The 19,049-nt window shown below is 29.9% G+C and carries 18 protein-coding genes; all 18 read right to left on the bottom strand.

The window, feature by feature from the left end:
• Positions 1-68 precede the first annotated feature (68 nt).
• Positions 69-1,349 (bottom strand): O-antigen polymerase, encoded by a 1,281-nt coding sequence (locus CORI_RS03970; protein WP_173030898.1) that lies wholly within the window; start codon positions 1,347-1,349, stop codon positions 69-71.
• Positions 1,336-2,484 (bottom strand): hypothetical protein, encoded by a 1,149-nt coding sequence (locus CORI_RS03965; protein ID WP_173030897.1) that lies wholly within the window; start codon positions 2,482-2,484, stop codon positions 1,336-1,338. Before CORI_RS03965 ends, CORI_RS03970 begins: the two co-directional genes overlap by 14 nt.
• Complete coding sequence (locus CORI_RS03960; RefSeq protein ID WP_173030896.1) at positions 2,481-3,701, bottom strand: hypothetical protein; 1,221 nt, start codon at positions 3,699-3,701, stop codon at positions 2,481-2,483. The genes CORI_RS03965 and CORI_RS03960 overlap by 4 nt, the downstream gene beginning before the upstream one ends.
• The gene (locus CORI_RS03955) at positions 3,694-4,716 is read right to left on the bottom strand and encodes a nucleotidyltransferase family protein (protein WP_173030895.1); all 1,023 of its coding nucleotides are present in this window, start codon (positions 4,714-4,716) and stop codon (positions 3,694-3,696) included. The genes CORI_RS03960 and CORI_RS03955 overlap by 8 nt, the downstream gene beginning before the upstream one ends.
• On the bottom strand, positions 4,713-5,663 hold the full coding sequence (locus tag CORI_RS03950; RefSeq protein ID WP_173030894.1) for an acyltransferase family protein: 951 nt from the start codon (positions 5,661-5,663) through the stop codon (positions 4,713-4,715). The genes CORI_RS03955 and CORI_RS03950 overlap by 4 nt, the downstream gene beginning before the upstream one ends.
• Positions 5,656-6,345, bottom strand: a complete 690-nt coding sequence (locus CORI_RS03945) for an acylneuraminate cytidylyltransferase family protein (RefSeq protein WP_173030893.1) — start codon at positions 6,343-6,345, stop codon at positions 5,656-5,658. The genes CORI_RS03950 and CORI_RS03945 overlap by 8 nt, the downstream gene beginning before the upstream one ends.
• Complete coding sequence (locus CORI_RS03940; RefSeq protein ID WP_254064958.1) at positions 6,342-7,436, bottom strand: N-acetylneuraminate synthase family protein; 1,095 nt, start codon at positions 7,434-7,436, stop codon at positions 6,342-6,344. Before CORI_RS03940 ends, CORI_RS03945 begins: the two co-directional genes overlap by 4 nt.
• Positions 7,397-8,296, bottom strand: a complete 900-nt coding sequence (locus CORI_RS03935; protein WP_173030892.1) for a hypothetical protein — start codon at positions 8,294-8,296, stop codon at positions 7,397-7,399. Before CORI_RS03935 ends, CORI_RS03940 begins: the two co-directional genes overlap by 40 nt.
• A 2-nt stretch (positions 8,297-8,298) precedes the next feature.
• Positions 8,299-8,958: a PIG-L deacetylase family protein gene (locus tag CORI_RS03930; protein ID WP_173030891.1), complete on the bottom strand. Its 660-nt coding sequence runs from the start codon at positions 8,956-8,958 to the stop codon at positions 8,299-8,301.
• Positions 8,958-10,163, bottom strand: a complete 1,206-nt coding sequence (locus CORI_RS03925) for a GNAT family N-acetyltransferase (protein WP_173030890.1) — start codon at positions 10,161-10,163, stop codon at positions 8,958-8,960. The genes CORI_RS03930 and CORI_RS03925 overlap by 1 nt, the downstream gene beginning before the upstream one ends.
• A gap of 393 nt (positions 10,164-10,556) precedes the next feature.
• A complete protein-coding gene (locus tag CORI_RS03920; protein ID WP_173030889.1) occupies positions 10,557-11,708 on the bottom strand; it encodes a LegC family aminotransferase in 1,152 nt (383 codons plus the stop codon).
• Between the two features lie 9 nt (positions 11,709-11,717).
• On the bottom strand, positions 11,718-12,905 hold the full coding sequence (locus CORI_RS03915) for a UDP-N-acetylglucosamine 4,6-dehydratase (protein WP_173030888.1): 1,188 nt from the start codon (positions 12,903-12,905) through the stop codon (positions 11,718-11,720).
• Positions 12,898-14,094 (bottom strand): UDP-N-acetyl-D-mannosamine dehydrogenase, encoded by a 1,197-nt coding sequence (gene wecC, locus CORI_RS03910; protein WP_173030887.1) that lies wholly within the window; start codon positions 14,092-14,094, stop codon positions 12,898-12,900. Before wecC ends, CORI_RS03915 begins: the two co-directional genes overlap by 8 nt.
• A gap of 8 nt (positions 14,095-14,102) precedes the next feature.
• Positions 14,103-15,236: a non-hydrolyzing UDP-N-acetylglucosamine 2-epimerase gene (gene wecB, locus CORI_RS03905; protein ID WP_173030886.1), complete on the bottom strand. Its 1,134-nt coding sequence runs from the start codon at positions 15,234-15,236 to the stop codon at positions 14,103-14,105.
• 75 nt (positions 15,237-15,311) lie between these two features.
• The gene (locus CORI_RS03900; RefSeq protein WP_216842255.1) at positions 15,312-15,572 is read right to left on the bottom strand and encodes a hypothetical protein; all 261 of its coding nucleotides are present in this window, start codon (positions 15,570-15,572) and stop codon (positions 15,312-15,314) included.
• Positions 15,557-15,718 carry a hypothetical protein gene (locus CORI_RS03895; RefSeq protein ID WP_173030885.1) on the bottom strand — a complete coding sequence of 54 codons (162 nt, stop codon included), beginning with the start codon at positions 15,716-15,718 and terminating at the stop codon, positions 15,557-15,559. The genes CORI_RS03900 and CORI_RS03895 overlap by 16 nt, the downstream gene beginning before the upstream one ends.
• Positions 15,719-16,320: 602 nt before the next feature.
• Positions 16,321-18,195, bottom strand: a complete 1,875-nt coding sequence (locus tag CORI_RS10780) for a calcium-binding protein (RefSeq protein WP_173030884.1) — start codon at positions 18,193-18,195, stop codon at positions 16,321-16,323.
• A 361-nt stretch (positions 18,196-18,556) separates the two neighbouring features.
• The gene (locus tag CORI_RS03885; protein WP_173030883.1) at positions 18,557-19,015 is read right to left on the bottom strand and encodes a hypothetical protein; all 459 of its coding nucleotides are present in this window, start codon (positions 19,013-19,015) and stop codon (positions 18,557-18,559) included.
• Positions 19,016-19,049 lie beyond the last annotated feature (34 nt).

Raw genomic sequence — 19,049 nt, 5'->3', positions numbered from 1 at the left:
TTTCTCCATCTTATTTATTGCTTTTTATCAAAACGAAATTTTCATTTAATTTTATTGTCGCAATTCTTCTATAGCTTAACCTTAAGCAAAGTGTATAAAACAATAAACGAAAAAAATATTGGCAAAAATATTCCAAGTGAAAAAAATGAATAAATCGGAGAAAGTACAAAAACACACCCCACAATAGACATAAGCACACAGCTTATAAATCTTCCACTATTCAACAATAAAAAAGCATTATATACAAATAAAAACACCAGGATCATTATCAAGATTAAAGACCACAATAATCCAAAATCGTAATACAATGGCAACAGTAAAGTTGAATAGTTTCCAGCCAATTCCCATTCATTCAAAATATCTTTTATTGTGATAATGTTAAACCCTAATTTATTAATCAAAAAAACCAATGGATAAAACTGCATCGCTCCAAAATAGTAAGCATTTTCTGGCAAGCTAGAAGTTAGCCCTGAGTCTAGAATTGACAATGAGTGTGTTAAATAAAATACGATACTCATAGTAAAATATGCTATGAGCTGAATAATTTTATATTCAGAATGCAATAAGTCAATCAAAATACTATTAAATTTTATATTATAATTATACTCATTTAAATTAAGTCTATCAATCATACTTATTCCATTATATTCATCTCTAGCAATAAAAATATACAAAAATATAATCATTGTTAAAAAAATACACACAAACAGACCAGTTTTATTTATAGTAATCTTTCTTATATTGGCAAATTTTATAAAATATACACACATAGATACCATTAGAATAGAAATAAAAACTGCATTTCTACCTCCACCAAATAAAAAACAGACATCTCCAATAACAAAAATCAATATAGACATATTTAGCTGCATGGAGGTTAGTTTGTTCCGCATCCATATTGTAAACATTAAAAATAATATATGAAATCCAGATAATAGTGTAGTAGAAATACCAAGGAATGTTCCAGAAACAATACTTCCTTCCATTGTTCTTTCTCTAGCCTCAACAGATACAGAAAGTGAATTTAATTCAATATTTAAATCATTGATCTCTATTAAAAACCTAATAATTGCAAGCGATATATAAAGCATCGAAAGATATTGTAAAAAATAATATGTCTTATTGATTTTTTTTATACCAATATCCTGTATTTTATGTTTTAAATTCGCACATATACACACAGACAGCACATAACATAATATCACAAAACAAATAAATAAAAATACTGTTAATACAGTTATTTCATTCAATGATTCCCAATTAATCAATAAGCCTCTGATAAAAATATAAAACAACCAAACAAATATAAAAAAGTATAATGGGTAAAATAATTTTTTACTTATTTTCATTTTTTAGTCTCGATATAGTTATTGCAATAAAGTAAAATGCAGATAAGTTTAGAATTGTACCTGTTTTTATTAAAAAGAAAATATACTCAACATTAAAAACAATAAATGTATATGTTAAAACAATATTTATAACAAATAAAAATAGTAACAAGAAAACCATTTGCTTAAAAAAATCAAGATAGAGAGCAACGGAAGACATTGTGTTTATTGTAAAATAGTTACCAAGAAAAATTGCCATGATTATAGAATAACAAATGAGATTATTAAAGCTATAGAAAGTTGATACTGTCAAAATAAATAATACAAATAAAAATAAAAGAATTAGAAAAATTTTATAATTATATAATATTTTATTTTTAAAAAATTCTAATTTTATACTATCACTATTTTCTCCTATATCAGCAACATTCACATATGCCAAGGTTGATAATGCAAGGATTATAAATTGTATCAAATTGTATGCCAAAGAGTAAGATGCTAATTCAAAGCTATAATACTCCTTTGCCACAAATCTATCACAAAAGAAAAACAACGCAATTAAAGCAGTTCCCGCATTAACAGGGAATCCTTTTTTAAACATTGTAAAATATTTTTTAATATCTATATTGTAATTTTTATATAATTCTAGTTTTTTATAAACAACAAATAGCCATACAAAGAATGCGAACAGCATTAAAATAAATAAAATATCTATTGTTATTTCTATATTTATTTTAAAATAAAATATAACAAATGGCAAAATTAAAAAAATAGATATAAGAGGTTTAAGTGCAAAGGCCAATATAAACATTCTTTGCGTTTGAAGTTTATGCTCCACAAACATACTCAACACCATTAAAAAACACAATATAACAAATAGCAAATTATCAAAATACATCCAAGCGACAGGAACCACAATTAAAAACGCGTGTATAATACCAAAAAATATTAATTCATTAAAATAGTCATTTTTTAAGTTATAATTACAATACAAAAAACCAGACGGAACGCCGAACATAAGAAATGGTGCTGAAAATATTATAAATTTATAATACTCAAAATTAGAATATAACTCCTTATCCAAAAAAGATGGCAACAACAAGACTTCCAATCCCAGAAATAAATACATAAAATATCTATAAAAAATTAATTTCAATTCTCGGCCCATTTTATAGTGTTTGATAATATTCTTTTTAAAAAATCGTCTATTTCATGCTCTTTGTTAAAAAAAACTTTCTCATATTTAGAATCTGTTTTTTTATTATAATAATAATTAGAGCTAGCAAAATAGACAGTTTTTCCATTGACTAATGCTTCTATACCACTACTGCCTGTCCATATAAGAAAATTTTCAAATTTTTGCATAATATATGATGTTTCAATAAATGGATTTAATATTATTACATTTTTTATAGAAAGAATATTTCTATATAGATCTATATCTTGCCTAAAACACATAGCTGGATGTTCTTTTAGATATACACTCCAGCCATTATCAGAAAAATATCTAATGGCTTCAATTAAAGTTGTTATATAATCCACATTTTTAATATTATCAGACCAATACTCAATAGTCGCCTCTGGATGATAATGCATCGGTATGTAAATAGCCTTTATGTCAATATGTACATTTTCTTTATATTTAAAATACAAAAAAGGAAATAACTTACCAATACTATTAACAGTAGCAGAATATGGGGTACTAGCATAGTCGTATTTGTAATCATGCAGTAGTTTATGTTTTATTATGTAAAAAATAAGATACTTTATTTTATACTTAAAATAATATAATAAGCTATTTAAGAAAGCATTTTTTCCCGAAATAGCCATATGAGATTTAAAAGAATTTTTTAGCTTATTTTTCAACAATGCAATTTCCTCATTTTCAACTTCTCTAAAATCAACATATTCGCCATAAACTGTTACTCTTTTATAGCCGCTTACAAAAAATGAAGAAACTCCAAAAACTTTACACTTATAAAATTCAGCAATCCTAATTAACACATCCATAACATAATTATCAACAGGATGGACAATTAAATATTTATATTCTTTATTGGAAAATAGCTCAACAGAATACTTCACAATCTTTAAAATAAGATCTTTTGCTTTTACAAAAGCTATATTTCTCAAAAGTCTATCCTTAAAAATAATCTCACCAAAGTCAATACACTTCTCAACAACATTCCAATCATACATAGTTAAATCACTAATTTTGTATATCTTTAAATCTATATAAATATCACAAATGGGATAATCTGATATTGTAATATATTGATCTGCCTGAATGTTATCTTTTGCAAATTTTAAAGTTGTCTCATTTTCGGCTTTATTTCTACTATAAAACACTAAACATTTGCTTATTTCATTCATATAATTCCTTTAATCTTTCATAATCATCAGGCCTACCCATGTCAATCCAATAATCAGTAATCTCGAAACTTTTTGTTGTCAGCCCAGCATCTTTTATAATACTAAATAATCTAGGCAGATCAAAAAACTCATCTTTTGGCACATAGTTTAAAATTTCAGGATTTAGCACATATATGCCCGTATTTATAAAAAACTCTTTTACCGGTTTTTCTTGCATACTCTTTATATTATCATTGCTATCTATTTCTATTATTCCGTAAGGTATTTGGTAATTATATTTTCTTATACACATAGTAGCTATAGATTTTTGTTTTTTGTGATACAATAAAAGCTTATCATAATCTAATGTTGATAGAACATCTCCGTTTGTTACAAAAAACGGCTCGTTTAATTCTATATCTATTAAACTTAGAGCTCCGCCTGTACCAAGTCGTTTTTTTTCTTCAAGATATATTATCTCTATACCAAACCTGCTACCATCGCCAAAATAATCTTTTATAACCTCGGCTTTATAGTTTACACTTAGCATAAAATTTGTAAATCCATGAGATACAAACATATCAATAATGTGCTCAATTATTGGTTTGGTACCTACTTTTAACATAGGCTTTGGGGTATCTCTTGTAAGCTCTCCTAGCCTTGTTCCCAATCCTCCTGCCATAATCACTACCCAGTTTTGCTTTAGATTAAAATCTATCTCATCAAGGGTAAAAATTTTTATAAATTTACCATTATCATCTATAAGCGGCATGTGTCTTCTTTTGATTTTTTTTAAATAATTTACTACTTTATTTCTTGACGTATTAATATGTAATTTATGTGGGTTTTTGTTTATAATATAATTCAAATCTAGCTTATTATTTAAAATAGCCTTTCTTATGTCCCCGTCTGTTATGATTCCTAGCAGTTCTTGTTTTTCATTAACTACAGGCAATACCCCATTTCCATTTAAATCAAGTAGCTTGATGGCATCATTGAATACTACTTTATTATTTAACACTAATATATTATTCACTTATAGTTTCTCCTTTCTACAAAATAGCTACAATACTTACTAATGTTAAAAATCATAAAATTTCCAAGTATCAATAAAAATAGTATTTCTAAAAAACTCATAACATAAAGATTTTCATGACTTAAAGATAATAATAACGGAAAGTGTATTACACACAAAGTATAAGAATATTTTGAAATAGAGTAAAAAAATTCACTCATATATAAATTTCTTTTGGATATATAGATAACATAAAATAAAATCATAGTAAGCGATAATAAAATCATTATATTATACCTTTTGCCAGTATAAGGTATAATATAATTGGTATTAAATACTAACAAAAACACTAAATATCCTAAAAATATAAAAAATCCTTTTTTAAGATTATTTATATAATACATTTTATAATACCTAATATAATACGAAATTGATCCCATAAAAAATACAAAGGATATATTTCTTTTAAAATTATTCAAGTTGTAATTAGTAAAAAACAATGAAAATACAAGCAATAATATATAAAAATAAACCTCAAAATTCAAAATCCAAAGAGGTTCATCCATAGTTATATTTCCTATATCAGAAATAAAACTATTTAAAAAAAGAAATAAGTATGTCTCGCTTCCATTTAAAGAAAAATATTTTATAAAAAAAACAACACTCGTAACAACAATAATACTCAATACGAATGGAAAAATAATTCTATTAAATCTTTTTATTATAAACTCTTTAATGTTTCTTCTTTTATTATTATTTAAGTAATTACTGTGCAAACTTGAAGCTATTGAATAGCCTGAAATTAATATAAAACCAACCACTGCGTAAGCAGCAATAAATTGAACTATTTTCAAAAATATACTGTTTTCATGATATATTAAAGGAAGTAATAATATTTGATACGCACGAGCAAAAACAACTAAAGTAGCAAATAAGTCTCTAAAATAATTCAAATTTATTTCATGCATCAATAGATACTTTTGTTTGTAGTAAAAATTCTACATATCTAAAATCTTCTAGCGTATCAACGTCAACAGAGCGATTTCTAGGCATTATATAAGCATATGAATTATCATCGTAATATTTTCCTTGCTTAATTAATTTATAATCAAAAACAAATACTGCGCCATTTGGAAAATAACTTTTCTTATTTTCTTGACGATTTAAAAGCTTTTCTTCAAATATATTTTCAAATTTTCCATCTTTTGTGATATATTTATGCCACTCTACTGGATGATATGCTTCTGTATAACTTATTACACTATCTGCTTTTTTGTCTTGAAAAAGCCCAATTGCCTCATCTATATCTTCGACTTTTCTCAATGGAGAAGTCGGCTGAAGCACTACAAAATCTTTAATACTATAGCCAAAATCTTTATTTAACCTATCAATAGTGTATATATAATTATCAATCGCCTTTGCGTTATCGTTTGCCAAATACCCAGGTCTTAAAAAAGGACTTCTTGCACCATATTTTATAGCCACTTCCTCTATCTCTCTAGAGTCGGTAGAAATTATTACTTCGCTAACAAATTTAGACTTCAAAGCCTCTTCGATAGTATAGGCAATCATGGGTTTGCCTAATAAATCTTTAATGTTTTTACCAGGTAAACCCTTCGAGCCGCCTCTTGCTGGAACTATAGCTATCATATAAAATCACTTTTAAAAATTGTTTTATCCGCCTTTATATCCTTTGTAAGCTTTTTGCCTATAAAAAATATTGATTCATCAGGAGATATTCCTATCCCAGGTCTTTTATATAAAAAATCTTCTTTTGTTAAGATGTGACCCTTATCTAAATTACGCTTAGCCACCATGCTTCTTCTAAATTTCTTTCTTTTCTCCAATTCATCTTCCGATAAGATTTTATATTTATTTCCAAGCGACCTGAATACTTTTTTGCCTTCCCTGCAAATTATTCTCAAATCATTTTCATCTGCTGAAACTTTATGGTCCCAGCCTGGCATATTTTTATCCAAAGTAAAATGCTTTTCTATAATCTTACACCCTTTAGCTATTGCGGCTATTGGCAAAGAGAAACCTAAAGAATGGTCAGAATATCCGATATCGCATTCATATATTCCTTTTAAAGTATCTATAAAATTTAAGTTTACTATCTCATCTCTTGGTGGATATATTGAAACGCAATGTAAAATTGAAAAATTACTATACTTCTTGCTTATAAAAAGATTGTAAATTTTATCTATATCCTGAAGTGTTGCCATTCCTGTTGATATGATTATGGCAATATTAGAATCTATGCAATACTCTATCATCTCAAGATTATTTGCATCCATTGATGATATTTTTATAAAATCACTTTTAATATCATGCAAAAATTTTACTCCGTGTGAATCAACAGGAGTACACCCAAAATCTATATCAAGTTCATAACAGTATTTCCTAAAAATTTTCAGTTGCTCTTCACTATTAACAAAGGCATCTATTTGCTCTCTAACATTTTTTAATCCTAATTCTCCAGTTTCCCACTTATCTACATTTTCAAGTTTTACAACTCCAGAGTCAAGCTCATCAAGATAATCATTAGTAGCAAGAGTATCTTTGGTAAAAAATTGAAATTTAACAGCATCCGCCCCGCAATCCTTTGCTGCTTTAATCATCCTAAGTCCAAGCTCTGTGCTTCCATTGTGATTACAGCCTATTTCGGCAATTATATATGGCTGATTCAAATTGTTTATAATCATATCCCTAGTTCCTTTTTTGTTTTTATATTCTCCCACCAACAAAACTTATCTGTATCAAAAGATGAATTGACTAACTCAATATACTTATCTGTACCGAATTTTAGCAAATATTCATTTAATTCAACTATCTCATTATATAAATAACAAAAAAATTTACTATATTCTTTTAAAATTTTATAATGAGATAGTTTAACTTCTATACCTTGTTTTAACTTTTTATCATTGAGCTTAAAGTCAAATCCAACAAAAGAGTCTTTGTGCTGTCTATAGTTTGCGTATGTATCATGCAATGCAATACCTTTATTTCTATTCAATAAAACAATAGTAGCCATGTACCAATCTAAGGCCTTGATGTCAGGTGTAATCTTTAAGATGCTATAGTTAAATTTTCTTAAATTTAATGCCATGCTTCCTAGTCCTATAAAGTTAAAAGACGATATTTCTTTATAATCAACAATCTCTCTATTAATTTTTCTCTTATAAAAAAAGCTTTCTGCATCCAATCGATTCAAGGTATGATCAACTATATAAAAATCATTAAATGCAAATGCATAATCTTTAATATTTTTTAAAATTTCTTCCACTCTATTTAAAGCTACACTTTCATCAAAATCAGAAAGTATCAATATATCTGCTCCAATTTCATGTGCTATTTCTATCTGCTTTTGTCTAAGCTCTATCGGTGAAAAATCATTTAAAAATTTTACGACATGGATTTTCTTATTTATAAAATTAAATTTTTTAACAATTTTTTCTATCTTAAATTTGTCAATACCATCAAGTATTAATAAAAGTTCAAAATTCTGGTTTGTCTGCCCAAAGACGGATCTGAAATAATCCTCAATATATACATCAAAAAAATCAGAAGGATATATGACGGCACTATACAAAACCATATCTATTGAACCTCTTTTAAAAGCATAAAACTTTCTGCATATTTACACCCACAACTTGCCCCACGATATATTGAAAGTGCTTTTATGTTTCTCTCGCTTCTTGGGAAAGGGTGTTCTCCTATCTCGCTTTTAAACATTTTCATTATATCAAGTTTCTTATCTATAAATTTGCTAATATCTACAAAAACATTAGGTATATAGCTGTCCTCTTTTGTGCTTGGAGCAAATTCTGTCTCGCTAAGTGCTTCCATCATGTAAAGTTTTTTTATAAAAGGATATCTGAATGATTTTGTACAACTGTATGCCGCCTCAAATATCTTCCTATGATCACTATGAACATCTGATTTAAATGGCAGGTACAATATATTTGGCTCTATGTCATTTATTACTTCTGATATTTTCCCCACAAGCTCACTCATAGAATATTCATCAACTTTCATTGTTTTTAGTCTTAGATTATAAACTTTATTAAAACCATAAGCTTGTTCTACATATCTTATCTCTTTCTCTCTTGTATCATAATATGTATGATCCTTACTGATTGCTGTGCAAATCAACCAATAAATTTCATCACCATTTTCTTTATGCTTCAGTAGTGTTCCGCCGCATCCCAAAGTTTCGTCATCAGGATGAACCGCTACAACAAGAACTTTATTTTTCATTAAAACACATCCGACATAATTAAATCTTTTTTAAAATTAATGCCGCTAAAGCTATCGTCAAACAACTTGTATCCAAAACAGTATTCAATATCACTATTTGCTATCAAATCAAGCTTTTCAAATAGTAAGTTATAAAGCTTATCTTTACTAAGAGACGAAAATTCATTTTCCCAAAAAACAACATCACACTCATTACCAAATTCTTTCAAAATATTTTTTCCATCCATAAAATACTCTTGTCCAGGCTTAGAAAGTCTCCATTTTAAATTAATCTCATCATCCATATCAAAACTCATTGCATCATAGGAATTATTCAACCCAATCTTCAAAATCTCATCATGCTTTAATTTTTTAATAAGCAAATTTTCCAACTTCCAGCCAAGTCTTTTTTTAAAACCAGGGGCCGATTTTTTATTTGGAAAACCATAAACTAGTTTATAGCCAATCTCTGTTGCTTTTGCATAAATTTCAGTCGCCTGTTCAGTAAAAATACCATATTTGCGGTATTTAGAATCAACCATTGTGGTCATTGATAAAACTACCTTGACACTTTGATTTTTATATCTAAATTTTACAGGGATTACTGCATAATGCCCTATAAGCTTGTCTTTGTCAAAGTATAAAGATACAATCGGATCACCATTTGGATTATCAATATATGCCCATCGCCATAAATCCTCATCAAAATTCTTTCCAAAACTATCTTTAAAAAGATTAAAAATTTGCGCTTTAAATTTTATTAGCTCATTTTTATCATTGATAAGCAATTTTTTAAACTCAAATGGAACATATATCTCCGCCTCACCATCAGTTACAATGCTATCTTTAACCTTACAAATAGTTTTAAATTTAATACGTCTATTTACTGTATCGACGCCTATAACCTCAACAATTGCCGTAACAGTGTCATTAACATAAACAGGCTTTTTAAAATTTAACGACTGATAGGTATAAACACAACCCTCGCCCGGTATCTTTGTACCAAAAATAGCTGAGAAAAATGAAGCACTCATCATACCATGAGATATTCTGCCTTTAAACCTAGAACTTTTAGCATAAACTTCATCTAAATGAACCGGATTTCTGTCACCACTAATAGCTGCAAATGCTTTTATATCGGCATCTGTTATAGTCTGAGAGTAACTAGCGCTCATGCCTATTTTAATATCTTCAATAGCAATGCTATTTAAAAAAGAGCCTACCACAACATTTCCTTTTTATTCTTCTTTATAAATACAATAGGATTATAACAAATATCCTAACACTGTATCATATCCTTTTAAATATACTTGAAGCAAATATAAGCAATAACTCGACAGTTTAAAATAAAACCAATCAATTCTAGTAATTCTTATGATTTTGTCTTCAAAGTAATGATTTGATTTTACTACACACAAAAACGTTGTTTTTGTAGATTTTTAATTTTTACCTCCCATGATAGCTTTGTAGCATCAAATTTTATCTTTTGTTTTTAAAAATATCAATAAACTTATTCTGCAAAAAATAGTCATAAAGCTTTATAAACCTAATATAAATTTTAATATATCTACCTGCTTCAACTAAAACTACTCTTTCTTTCATATTATTTTTACTTATTTTCATACTATCACTGAGCTAGGAATATTTACAATGCGCTCTTGTAAAAATTTGGCGTTTGTTAGCTCGTCAGTTTGAAACGTTTTAAACATATCAAGCTCACTTAAAAGACGCCAAATAGGGCGAGTCATTACGCCATTTATGTTCGAAATTTCTAAAAACTCTGCTTTGTCTTTTGGATCATCAAAAAGTAATGCATTTAGCCAGTAGTTTGAGTATGCACCATCCATTTCTCCAATCAGTCTCACACCGTCAAATTTTGCAAAGAATTTAGTATATGTTTCGTGTAACTTACGCTTTAAATTTAAAAACAGTTCCAAATTTTCAAGCTGGGCAACAAGAAGAGCTGCATTAAGGTTTGGCATGCGGTAGTTAAAACCAACCATATCATGTACATACTCATATGCGTGTGGAACTTTGGCTGTAGTCGTAATATGCTTTGCTAGGCAGGCCAAGTTCTCGTCATTTGTTATGATAGCGCCTCCGCCGCCACTTGTAATAACTTTGTTACCATTAAACGAAAAAGCTCCCAAAATACCAAAATTACCGCTATGTATTCCCTTAAAATAGCTTCCTAAACTCTCTGCCGCATCCTCCACTAGGACAATATGCCATTTCTCACAAATCTCTTTAATGGCTGAAATATCACACATTAGACCAAATGTGTGCATTGGAACACAGGCACGCACGATATTTTTTGTAGCCCTATTTACACAAAATCCATTTTTAAGTTCGCAATTTTGTGCTAAAAACTTTTCTAGGCTTTCCACGCTAAGTCCCAAATTTTCAAGACTAACATCTAAAAAGATAGGTCTTGCTCCACAATATCTTATGGCATTTGCAGTAGCCACAAAGCTAAGTGGCTGAGTGATAACTTCATCACATTCTTTAACTCCCGCTACAATAAGTGCGGCATGCAGTGCAGATGTCCCATTTGAGGTTGCTATAGCATATTTTGCACCTGTAAAATATGCTAATTTTTGCTCAAAAACTTCAACAAATTTCCCTACACTGGAAACAAAACCACTGTCGATACATTCATTTAGATATCTCTTTTCATTTCCTATAAATTTTGGCTCATGAAGTGGAATAAAATCATCGCTTTGAAAAGTGCTTCTTATAAAAGCCAAAATCTCGTCAAATTTAGTTTTCATTGTATTTTCCTACATCTTATCATCAAGATATCTACCTGTCTCTTTATGAGAAAAATCAGGTAAAATCTCATAAAATTGATCTAAAATTTCACTTTTACTCCAAGACCCGCGATCCTTTAGCGCCTTTATGCTTGCTTCAAATTTTGCTAGTTTTTCAGGCTTACACTTTAAGCTGTTTTTTATGACACCGATACTTTCAAAGGTGTCCATATCAAGAACTTCTTTGTCTGTATAAAACTCCTCAAAGTCTTTTTCTCCTGTAGTATCGCTTGGGCTAAACAAACAAGCCCATTTTTTAGACTTTGCCAGATCTTTTGCTCGTAATCTAGCCTCGTCCTCATCAACACATAAAAAAGGCTCATAGCCTAAATTTTGTAGATATCTTACAACAATCTCGTCAAAACCAATTAAGTGTAATTTTTGACTAAGCTTTGGGAAAAATATATCCATACTCTCCCCAAAAATAGTGCTTAAAAGACATAATTCACCACTCTCTTTGGGGGTTACAAAGTATCGCTTTATGTTATTTGGAGCAACAATCGGCTGAAGTTTTTTAATACGCTCATTAAGTCCGTGAAGTAAACTTCCGTCGCTAAATGCAACATTTGCAAAGCGTGCCATTGAAATTTTTATCTCACTCGAGTGAGACAGAGCAAAAAGCTCCATGATCCTCTTGCTAGCGCCCATCATATTCACAGGATTTGCTGCCTTATCTGTACTAACACAAAAGTACTTTTTAGCCCCTATATTTTTGCTTTGAATGATGGTTTTATTAGTGTTAAAAATATTTACGTCGACTAAACGCATAAGCGTAAATGGATCTTTTTCGCTTCTTACATGTTTTAAGGCGGACAAATTTAATACATAGTCATATCGGTTTAACTTTATAAGAGCATCAAAAATTTCACTACCGACATCAAGTGCAAATGTAGCAAATTCACCTTTTATATAACCGAAAGAACTTCTGATATCTCTAACCAGTTCGACTAAGTTATTTTCTGAGATATCTACGACATGAAGACTTTTAGGATTTCGTTTAAAAATCTCTTTAACAACAGCTGAACCTATCGAACCGGCGCCACCAATAACTAAAAAAGACGCGTTATTTATAATATTTACAATTTCACTCTCGCGCTGTTTTATATCCTCCACAAAAAGCTCGCTACTTCTGCCTATTAATTTTAAAGTATCAATCATTTTTAACCCCACAAAAATCAATTGCTATATTTTTAACGGCTAAATTTTTAAATTCTTTATGGTTTACTAAGAATACAACTATATCAGCCTTTTGTGCAGCTTCTTTGCAGTCTATAAGTCTTAATTCATTATGCATTTTAATATTTGGTTCAACAGCAACAATATCAAGACCTTCGGCAATAAGAGTTTTTGCGATAAAAAGAGCCGGCGATTCACGTAAATCATCAATATTGGGCTTAAACGCAATTCCCATGCATGCGATTATCGGTTTTTTATTATTCTCTAATTCAAATTTGAAAGAAGCACTTTTTATATTTTCTATAATCCATTGAGTTTTATAATTATTTACTTCACGAGCAGTACGAATTAAATTAGCGTCACTGCCTCCGGCATGAACAATAAACCAAGGATCTACAGCAATACAATGCCCGCCAACTCCTGCCCCAGGACTTAAAATATTTACACGTGGATGGCGATTAGCCAGACTAATAAGTTCCCAAACATCAATACCAAATTTATCACAAAGTATACTAAGTTCGTTAGCAAATGCTATATTTACATCACGAAACGAATTTTCAGTTAGTTTAGCCATTTCAGCCGTTCTAGCATCAGTACTTAAAACTTCGCCTTCAACAAAACTTTTATAAAAATCTACTGTTTTTTTAGTAGCTTCGGGTGTAAGCCCTCCTACTATCCTATCATTTTGAACAAGTTCTTTCATAATACAACCAGGCAAAACTCTCTCTGGGCAATGTGCTATATAAATCTTATTCGTGTCAACTCCGTTTTCTTGTAAAGTTTTTTTTACAAGTTCAGTTGTTCCCACAGGGGATGTTGATTCTAAAATAACTATATTCTCGTCTCTTAAATAAGGAGATATTGATATTGCGGCACTTACTACATAGTCTAAATTCGGAATAAAATTATCTTTAAAAGGAGTCGGAACAGCTATAATAAAAACATCTGAATAATCCGGTTTTAAATCGGCTCTTAGCCTACCGCTTTTAACAGCGCCTTGCACAAAAGTATCGAGCTCCGGTTCGACAATATGGATTTTCCCTTGATTGATAGTATCTACAATATTTTTTATCACATCCACACCATGTATCCAATATCCTCTACTTGCCAGCAAAGCTGCGGTAGGAAGACCTATATATCCAAGCCCAATTACACAAACTTTTTTTATCATTGATATTCCTATTTTATGTTCTTTATAAATTCTACTATTTTAGAACAAGCTTTTCCATCTCCATAAGGATTATAGGATTTGCTCATAACTTCATAAGCGTTTCTATCGTCAAGTAACTTTTGTGATTCAAAGATTATATTTTCCTTATCAGTTCCAACAAGCCTAACAGTTCCTGACTCTAACGCCTCGGGTCTTTCTGTGGTATCTCTTGTAACTAAAACAGGTTTACCTAGACTAGGTGCTTCTTCTTGGATACCACCGCTATCAGTTATTACAAAATACGCTCTATTTACAAGATATATAAATTCATGATATTTAAGCGGTTCAATAAGATATATATTTTTACTCTTAGATAAAATTTTATTCACAGGTTTTTGTACATTTGGATTAAGATGAACAGGGTATACAATATCAACATCAGGATTTTTAATTGCAATCTCTTTTAAAGCCTCGCAAATATTGATAAATCCATCACCAAAATTTTCTCTTCTATGTCCGGTTACAAGTATTATTTTTCTATCGTGGCAAATATCATATTTTTCTAAAATAGAATTTATAAGACTCTCTTTAAAAACATTGTCTTGATCAATTTTATTTATAATCAAAAAAAGAGCATCAATTACAGTATTGCCAGTGACTATAATACTTTTTTCATCTTTATTTTCTTTCAAAAGATTTTTTTTTGATAAGTCTGTAGGGGCAAAATGATAACTTGCAATAGCTCCTACTATTTGCCTATTTACTTCTTCGGGAAAGGGAGAATATATATTGCCTGTTCTAAGACCGGCTTCTACATGAGCAACTTCAATCATTTTATAAAATGCAGCTAAAGAAGCCGCACTAGCCGTAGTAGTGTCTCCATGCACCAAAACCAAATTTGGCTTAAAATCATCCAGCACATCTCTAATTTTAAACATAATAGCAGACGTTATATCATATAAATCCTGCCCTTGTTTCATTATATTCAAATCATAATCAGGTTTTATATCAAAAATTTCAAGCACCTGATCGAGCATCTGTCTATGTTGAGCCGTAACACAAACTCTTATCTCTAAATTTGGCTCTTTTTCTAAAACTTTTACAAGAGGAGCCATCTTTATAGCTTCGGGTCTGGTACCAAACACTAACAATATCTTTTTCACACAAAAAAACCTTACAAAAATAAAAAACTTTATAAGTGATACTAAATTTATTTAAATTATATCTTGGTAGTATACTTAAGTAAGCCTTAGAATATAATTATAAATAATATTGTGCAGTATAGGGTATGCGTCCCAATCAATTTCATTCTTGCCCGTAACAGTTACCCTTAACACGCTTGCTTCTACTTCATTACCTGAAGTGCTTTCAACTTCATAAATGTTGTAAATTCCCTCTAAGTGATTATCACAAAAAGTTTTAGCCGTTGCTCCGTCGGCAGGAACTGCAAAGCCAAAGGTTCTGCCTGCTATTTGATTTCTTACTAATGATTTAGCCATTTTCTTATCCTTTCTTGCTTGTCAAATTTAAGCGTTACGTATTCGCATTTTACATCGCTATCATAAGAGCTATCAAATTTACCTTTTATATCGGCTAAAAGCTCTGGATATTCGCTTGCGGATTTAACGTGAGGAAGTGTAAACATAGTAGAAATTCTACCGTTTCTCTACTCATTTAGTTTATTTTGTGTTTGCATATATATGTTTAAAATTATAAAAATAGATTGTAAGGTTGTTTAATAACTTCAAAAGAAAGCACGATTAAATAGGGATTAATAGAGATATTATTTACAACCAATTAAGATTTATTTAAGTAAAAAATAACAAAGTAGATAAAAAGTTAAATTTTAAAAAGAACTCAAACAGGATTAAAAACATCTAATAACAATACCCGTATGCAACTATTTCTTATTTGTATTTGACATACTCTTAATTTTAATTACTTTAATTGCCATATAAAATAAAAATTAAAGCTAAAAAACTATAAATTTAAGGCATTAATCAATATTGATCTCTAAAAAAATCGATAGCTACTCCCCTGATTAAATATTATTTTGAATTATTAAAAATTAATCTAGTAAGATCCAAGTAAGCTATATACAAGGATATATCACAAAATACTATTTGCGCTTCAAATAAAAGCACTATAAATAAAATATTGTACTAAATAAATTATAGACAAATTACTCTAATATATTCTATTACTCTATTCAATATCTTATAATTTTAAAAATAGAATTTTATTACATTACATTATATGATCTACATTAATATCTTTTTGAATATCGATAAAAACAGTATTGCTTTCATATCTTATGAACCCTTCATCAACACCTATTTGATCAGCAGACTTCGTAAAACCTTTAAGGCTAACAGTATCTTTACTATCACCTAATATTTTTAACACAGTATCCAAAGAGTCTGTTATGTCAAGCACTTGATCAGCAGTTAAATTTTTAATCCTGGTAACGTTACTGCCATTACCTAAATCCAAATTTTCAAAATTATTTATCATATTTGATGATAAAGAGTTGAAATTTATAGTTAAATCACCCAAAAAATCATCACTATCAGCAGAATCCGGAATAATCCTTAGAGTGTCATTGCCATCTCCTCCGTCAAGCCTTTCATCATCCAAGCTTCCGATTATAGTATCGTCTCCATCACCGCCAAATATAACATCTAGTCCTAATTGTCCACATATATAGTCTTTGCCGTCGCCACCGCTTATTTCATCATCGCCGTCATTTCCCATGATAACATCATTGCCATCACCACCGTCCAAAAAATCATTACCGGATCCTCCGTAAAGAGTGTCATCTCCGGTTTCGCCCCAAATTTTATCATCTCCAAAATCTCCATGAAGAGTATCTTTTCCGCTTCCTCCGTATAGATAATCATCTCCTCCTCCGCCCCAAATTTTGTCATTGTCGGCATCTCCGTTTAATACATCTTCGTCAGCTCCGCCTTCTATATGGTCATCTCCGTCACCGCCACTTATCTTATCTCTTCCATCTCCGCCATATAATTTATCATCGCCGTCATTTCCTAAAATTTTATCATCGCCTATCTCTCCCCATACTACATCATCGCCAAATCCACCATAAATTGTATCATCGCCAGATGCGCCATTTATCTGGTCATCTCCATTTTCTCCAAATATAGTATCGTTACCATTTCCACCATTTAAAACATCTCTTCCTTCGTCACCAACTATCTGGTCGTTACCGTCTCCGCCAGATATCACATCATCGCCCAGACCACCCCATATATAATCATTGCCTTCCCCTCCTAAAATTTGATCATCGCCTCTTTCTCCAAATATTTGATCACTACCTTCATTTCCAAAAAGAATATCATTACCATCGCCGCCAAATATATGATCATAACCGGCACCACCTTGAATATTGTCGTTGCCTTTTCCTCCCGACAAATCATCATTACCGGCTCCACCGTCTATAAAATCGTCTCCAAGGCTTCCATCGATCATGTCATCTCCTTCATCACCATGAAGCTCATCATTTCCAAGACCGCCATAAATTTTGTCGTTACCAAGACCGCCTCTTATGCCATCATTGCCTTCTTTGCCGTAAATATAGTCATCGCCAAGACCGCCATCCATAAAGTCGTCTCCATAGTCACCGATCAATGTATCATTATAAATAGTTCCTAAGAAATTTCTATTGTATGTATTTTGATTTTGATCTTTTTGCTCAAAGTTATACTCAGCTATGTGAGTCTTATTATCAGTGTTTGTTACCAATAGCTCTTTATCAACCGAATATATACTCTCTTGCTCTTCATAAGTAGTATATACATTGCTAGAATGACCGGACTTAATAAAACTATTTTGACTTAAAAATGCACTTTTTGAAGTATGTAAATATTCATTATTTGTTTTTTGAGATTCTGTTTTGCTTTGAACACTTATAGTTGCTTCAATACCCTTAAGGTGTTCGTTATCAAAAAACTGTTTTTCAACACTTTCATCAATTACTTTGTTTTGCGTGTTTTTTGGATTTATTTTTTTTAAATTTTTACCGGCCTTATATTCGGCAACTTTTACATCATCGATGTTTTCTAAATTTTTATCTGTAGTTACGTCTAACGCTTCTTTTTTCATCTTTCTATTTTCCTATTAAATTTCTAAATTAATAAAATTTTACACTATCATTAATAAAACATAAATTAAAATTTAATAAACATGCAAATTCTAATTTATATTCAAATAAAATCGGTAAGTATATCCTTATCGACATCTATCTTAACACTATTTGCTACAGTATCCAGCGTAGAATTGTTTTCATATTTTATAGAACTATTTTCACTCCCTCCACCTTATCTGTTATCTTAGTAAAACTATATTTCATGAATACCTTATATTTATCTTTAATTTCAAATTTTAGACCTATATCTCTCTATCTCCTTATATCTCTTTGTATATTAGACTATTCTAGCTGTGAAATTCTTCAAGCAACACCCAACTAACAAAGACACCTCTTCATATCAAGTACTCTTGAGTCGTCTGTAATTCTCTCTATGTTTATAGTCGGCAATGGTTTGTTTGTATCAAGCTTAAAACCGAGCTGATCAATAATGAAAGCTTTTTGGTTCAAACTATAAAAAACATCAGATCCATAAAATACAAAATTTTCTTTGCTGAAATGTTCATTGATTATACTATCATTAAATTCTGCTTGAACTCCGGTTAAGTGCCCTGATTGCACAAAACTACTTTCGTTTAAAAACACCCCTTGAGTATCTAAAATTTGATTATTTTCTAAATTCTGATTCGAAAAATATCCTAATGTAAAAGATTCTGTTTTTATGTCTTCATTTAATAAAAATAAACTATCATCAGTTTCTTTTTCTAAATTAACTTGATTATCTTTAATGTCGTTTATATTAAAAGGATACTCGGACAACTCGGTTGATTCTTCCATTACTTTATCTTTAAATTTGGTTTATAAAATATTT

Source organism: Campylobacter sp. CCUG 57310 (assembly GCF_013201975.1).
Classification (GTDB): Bacteria; Campylobacterota; Campylobacteria; order Campylobacterales; family Campylobacteraceae; genus Campylobacter_A; species Campylobacter_A canis.
This window is presented reverse-complemented; position numbering and strand designations above follow the sequence as displayed.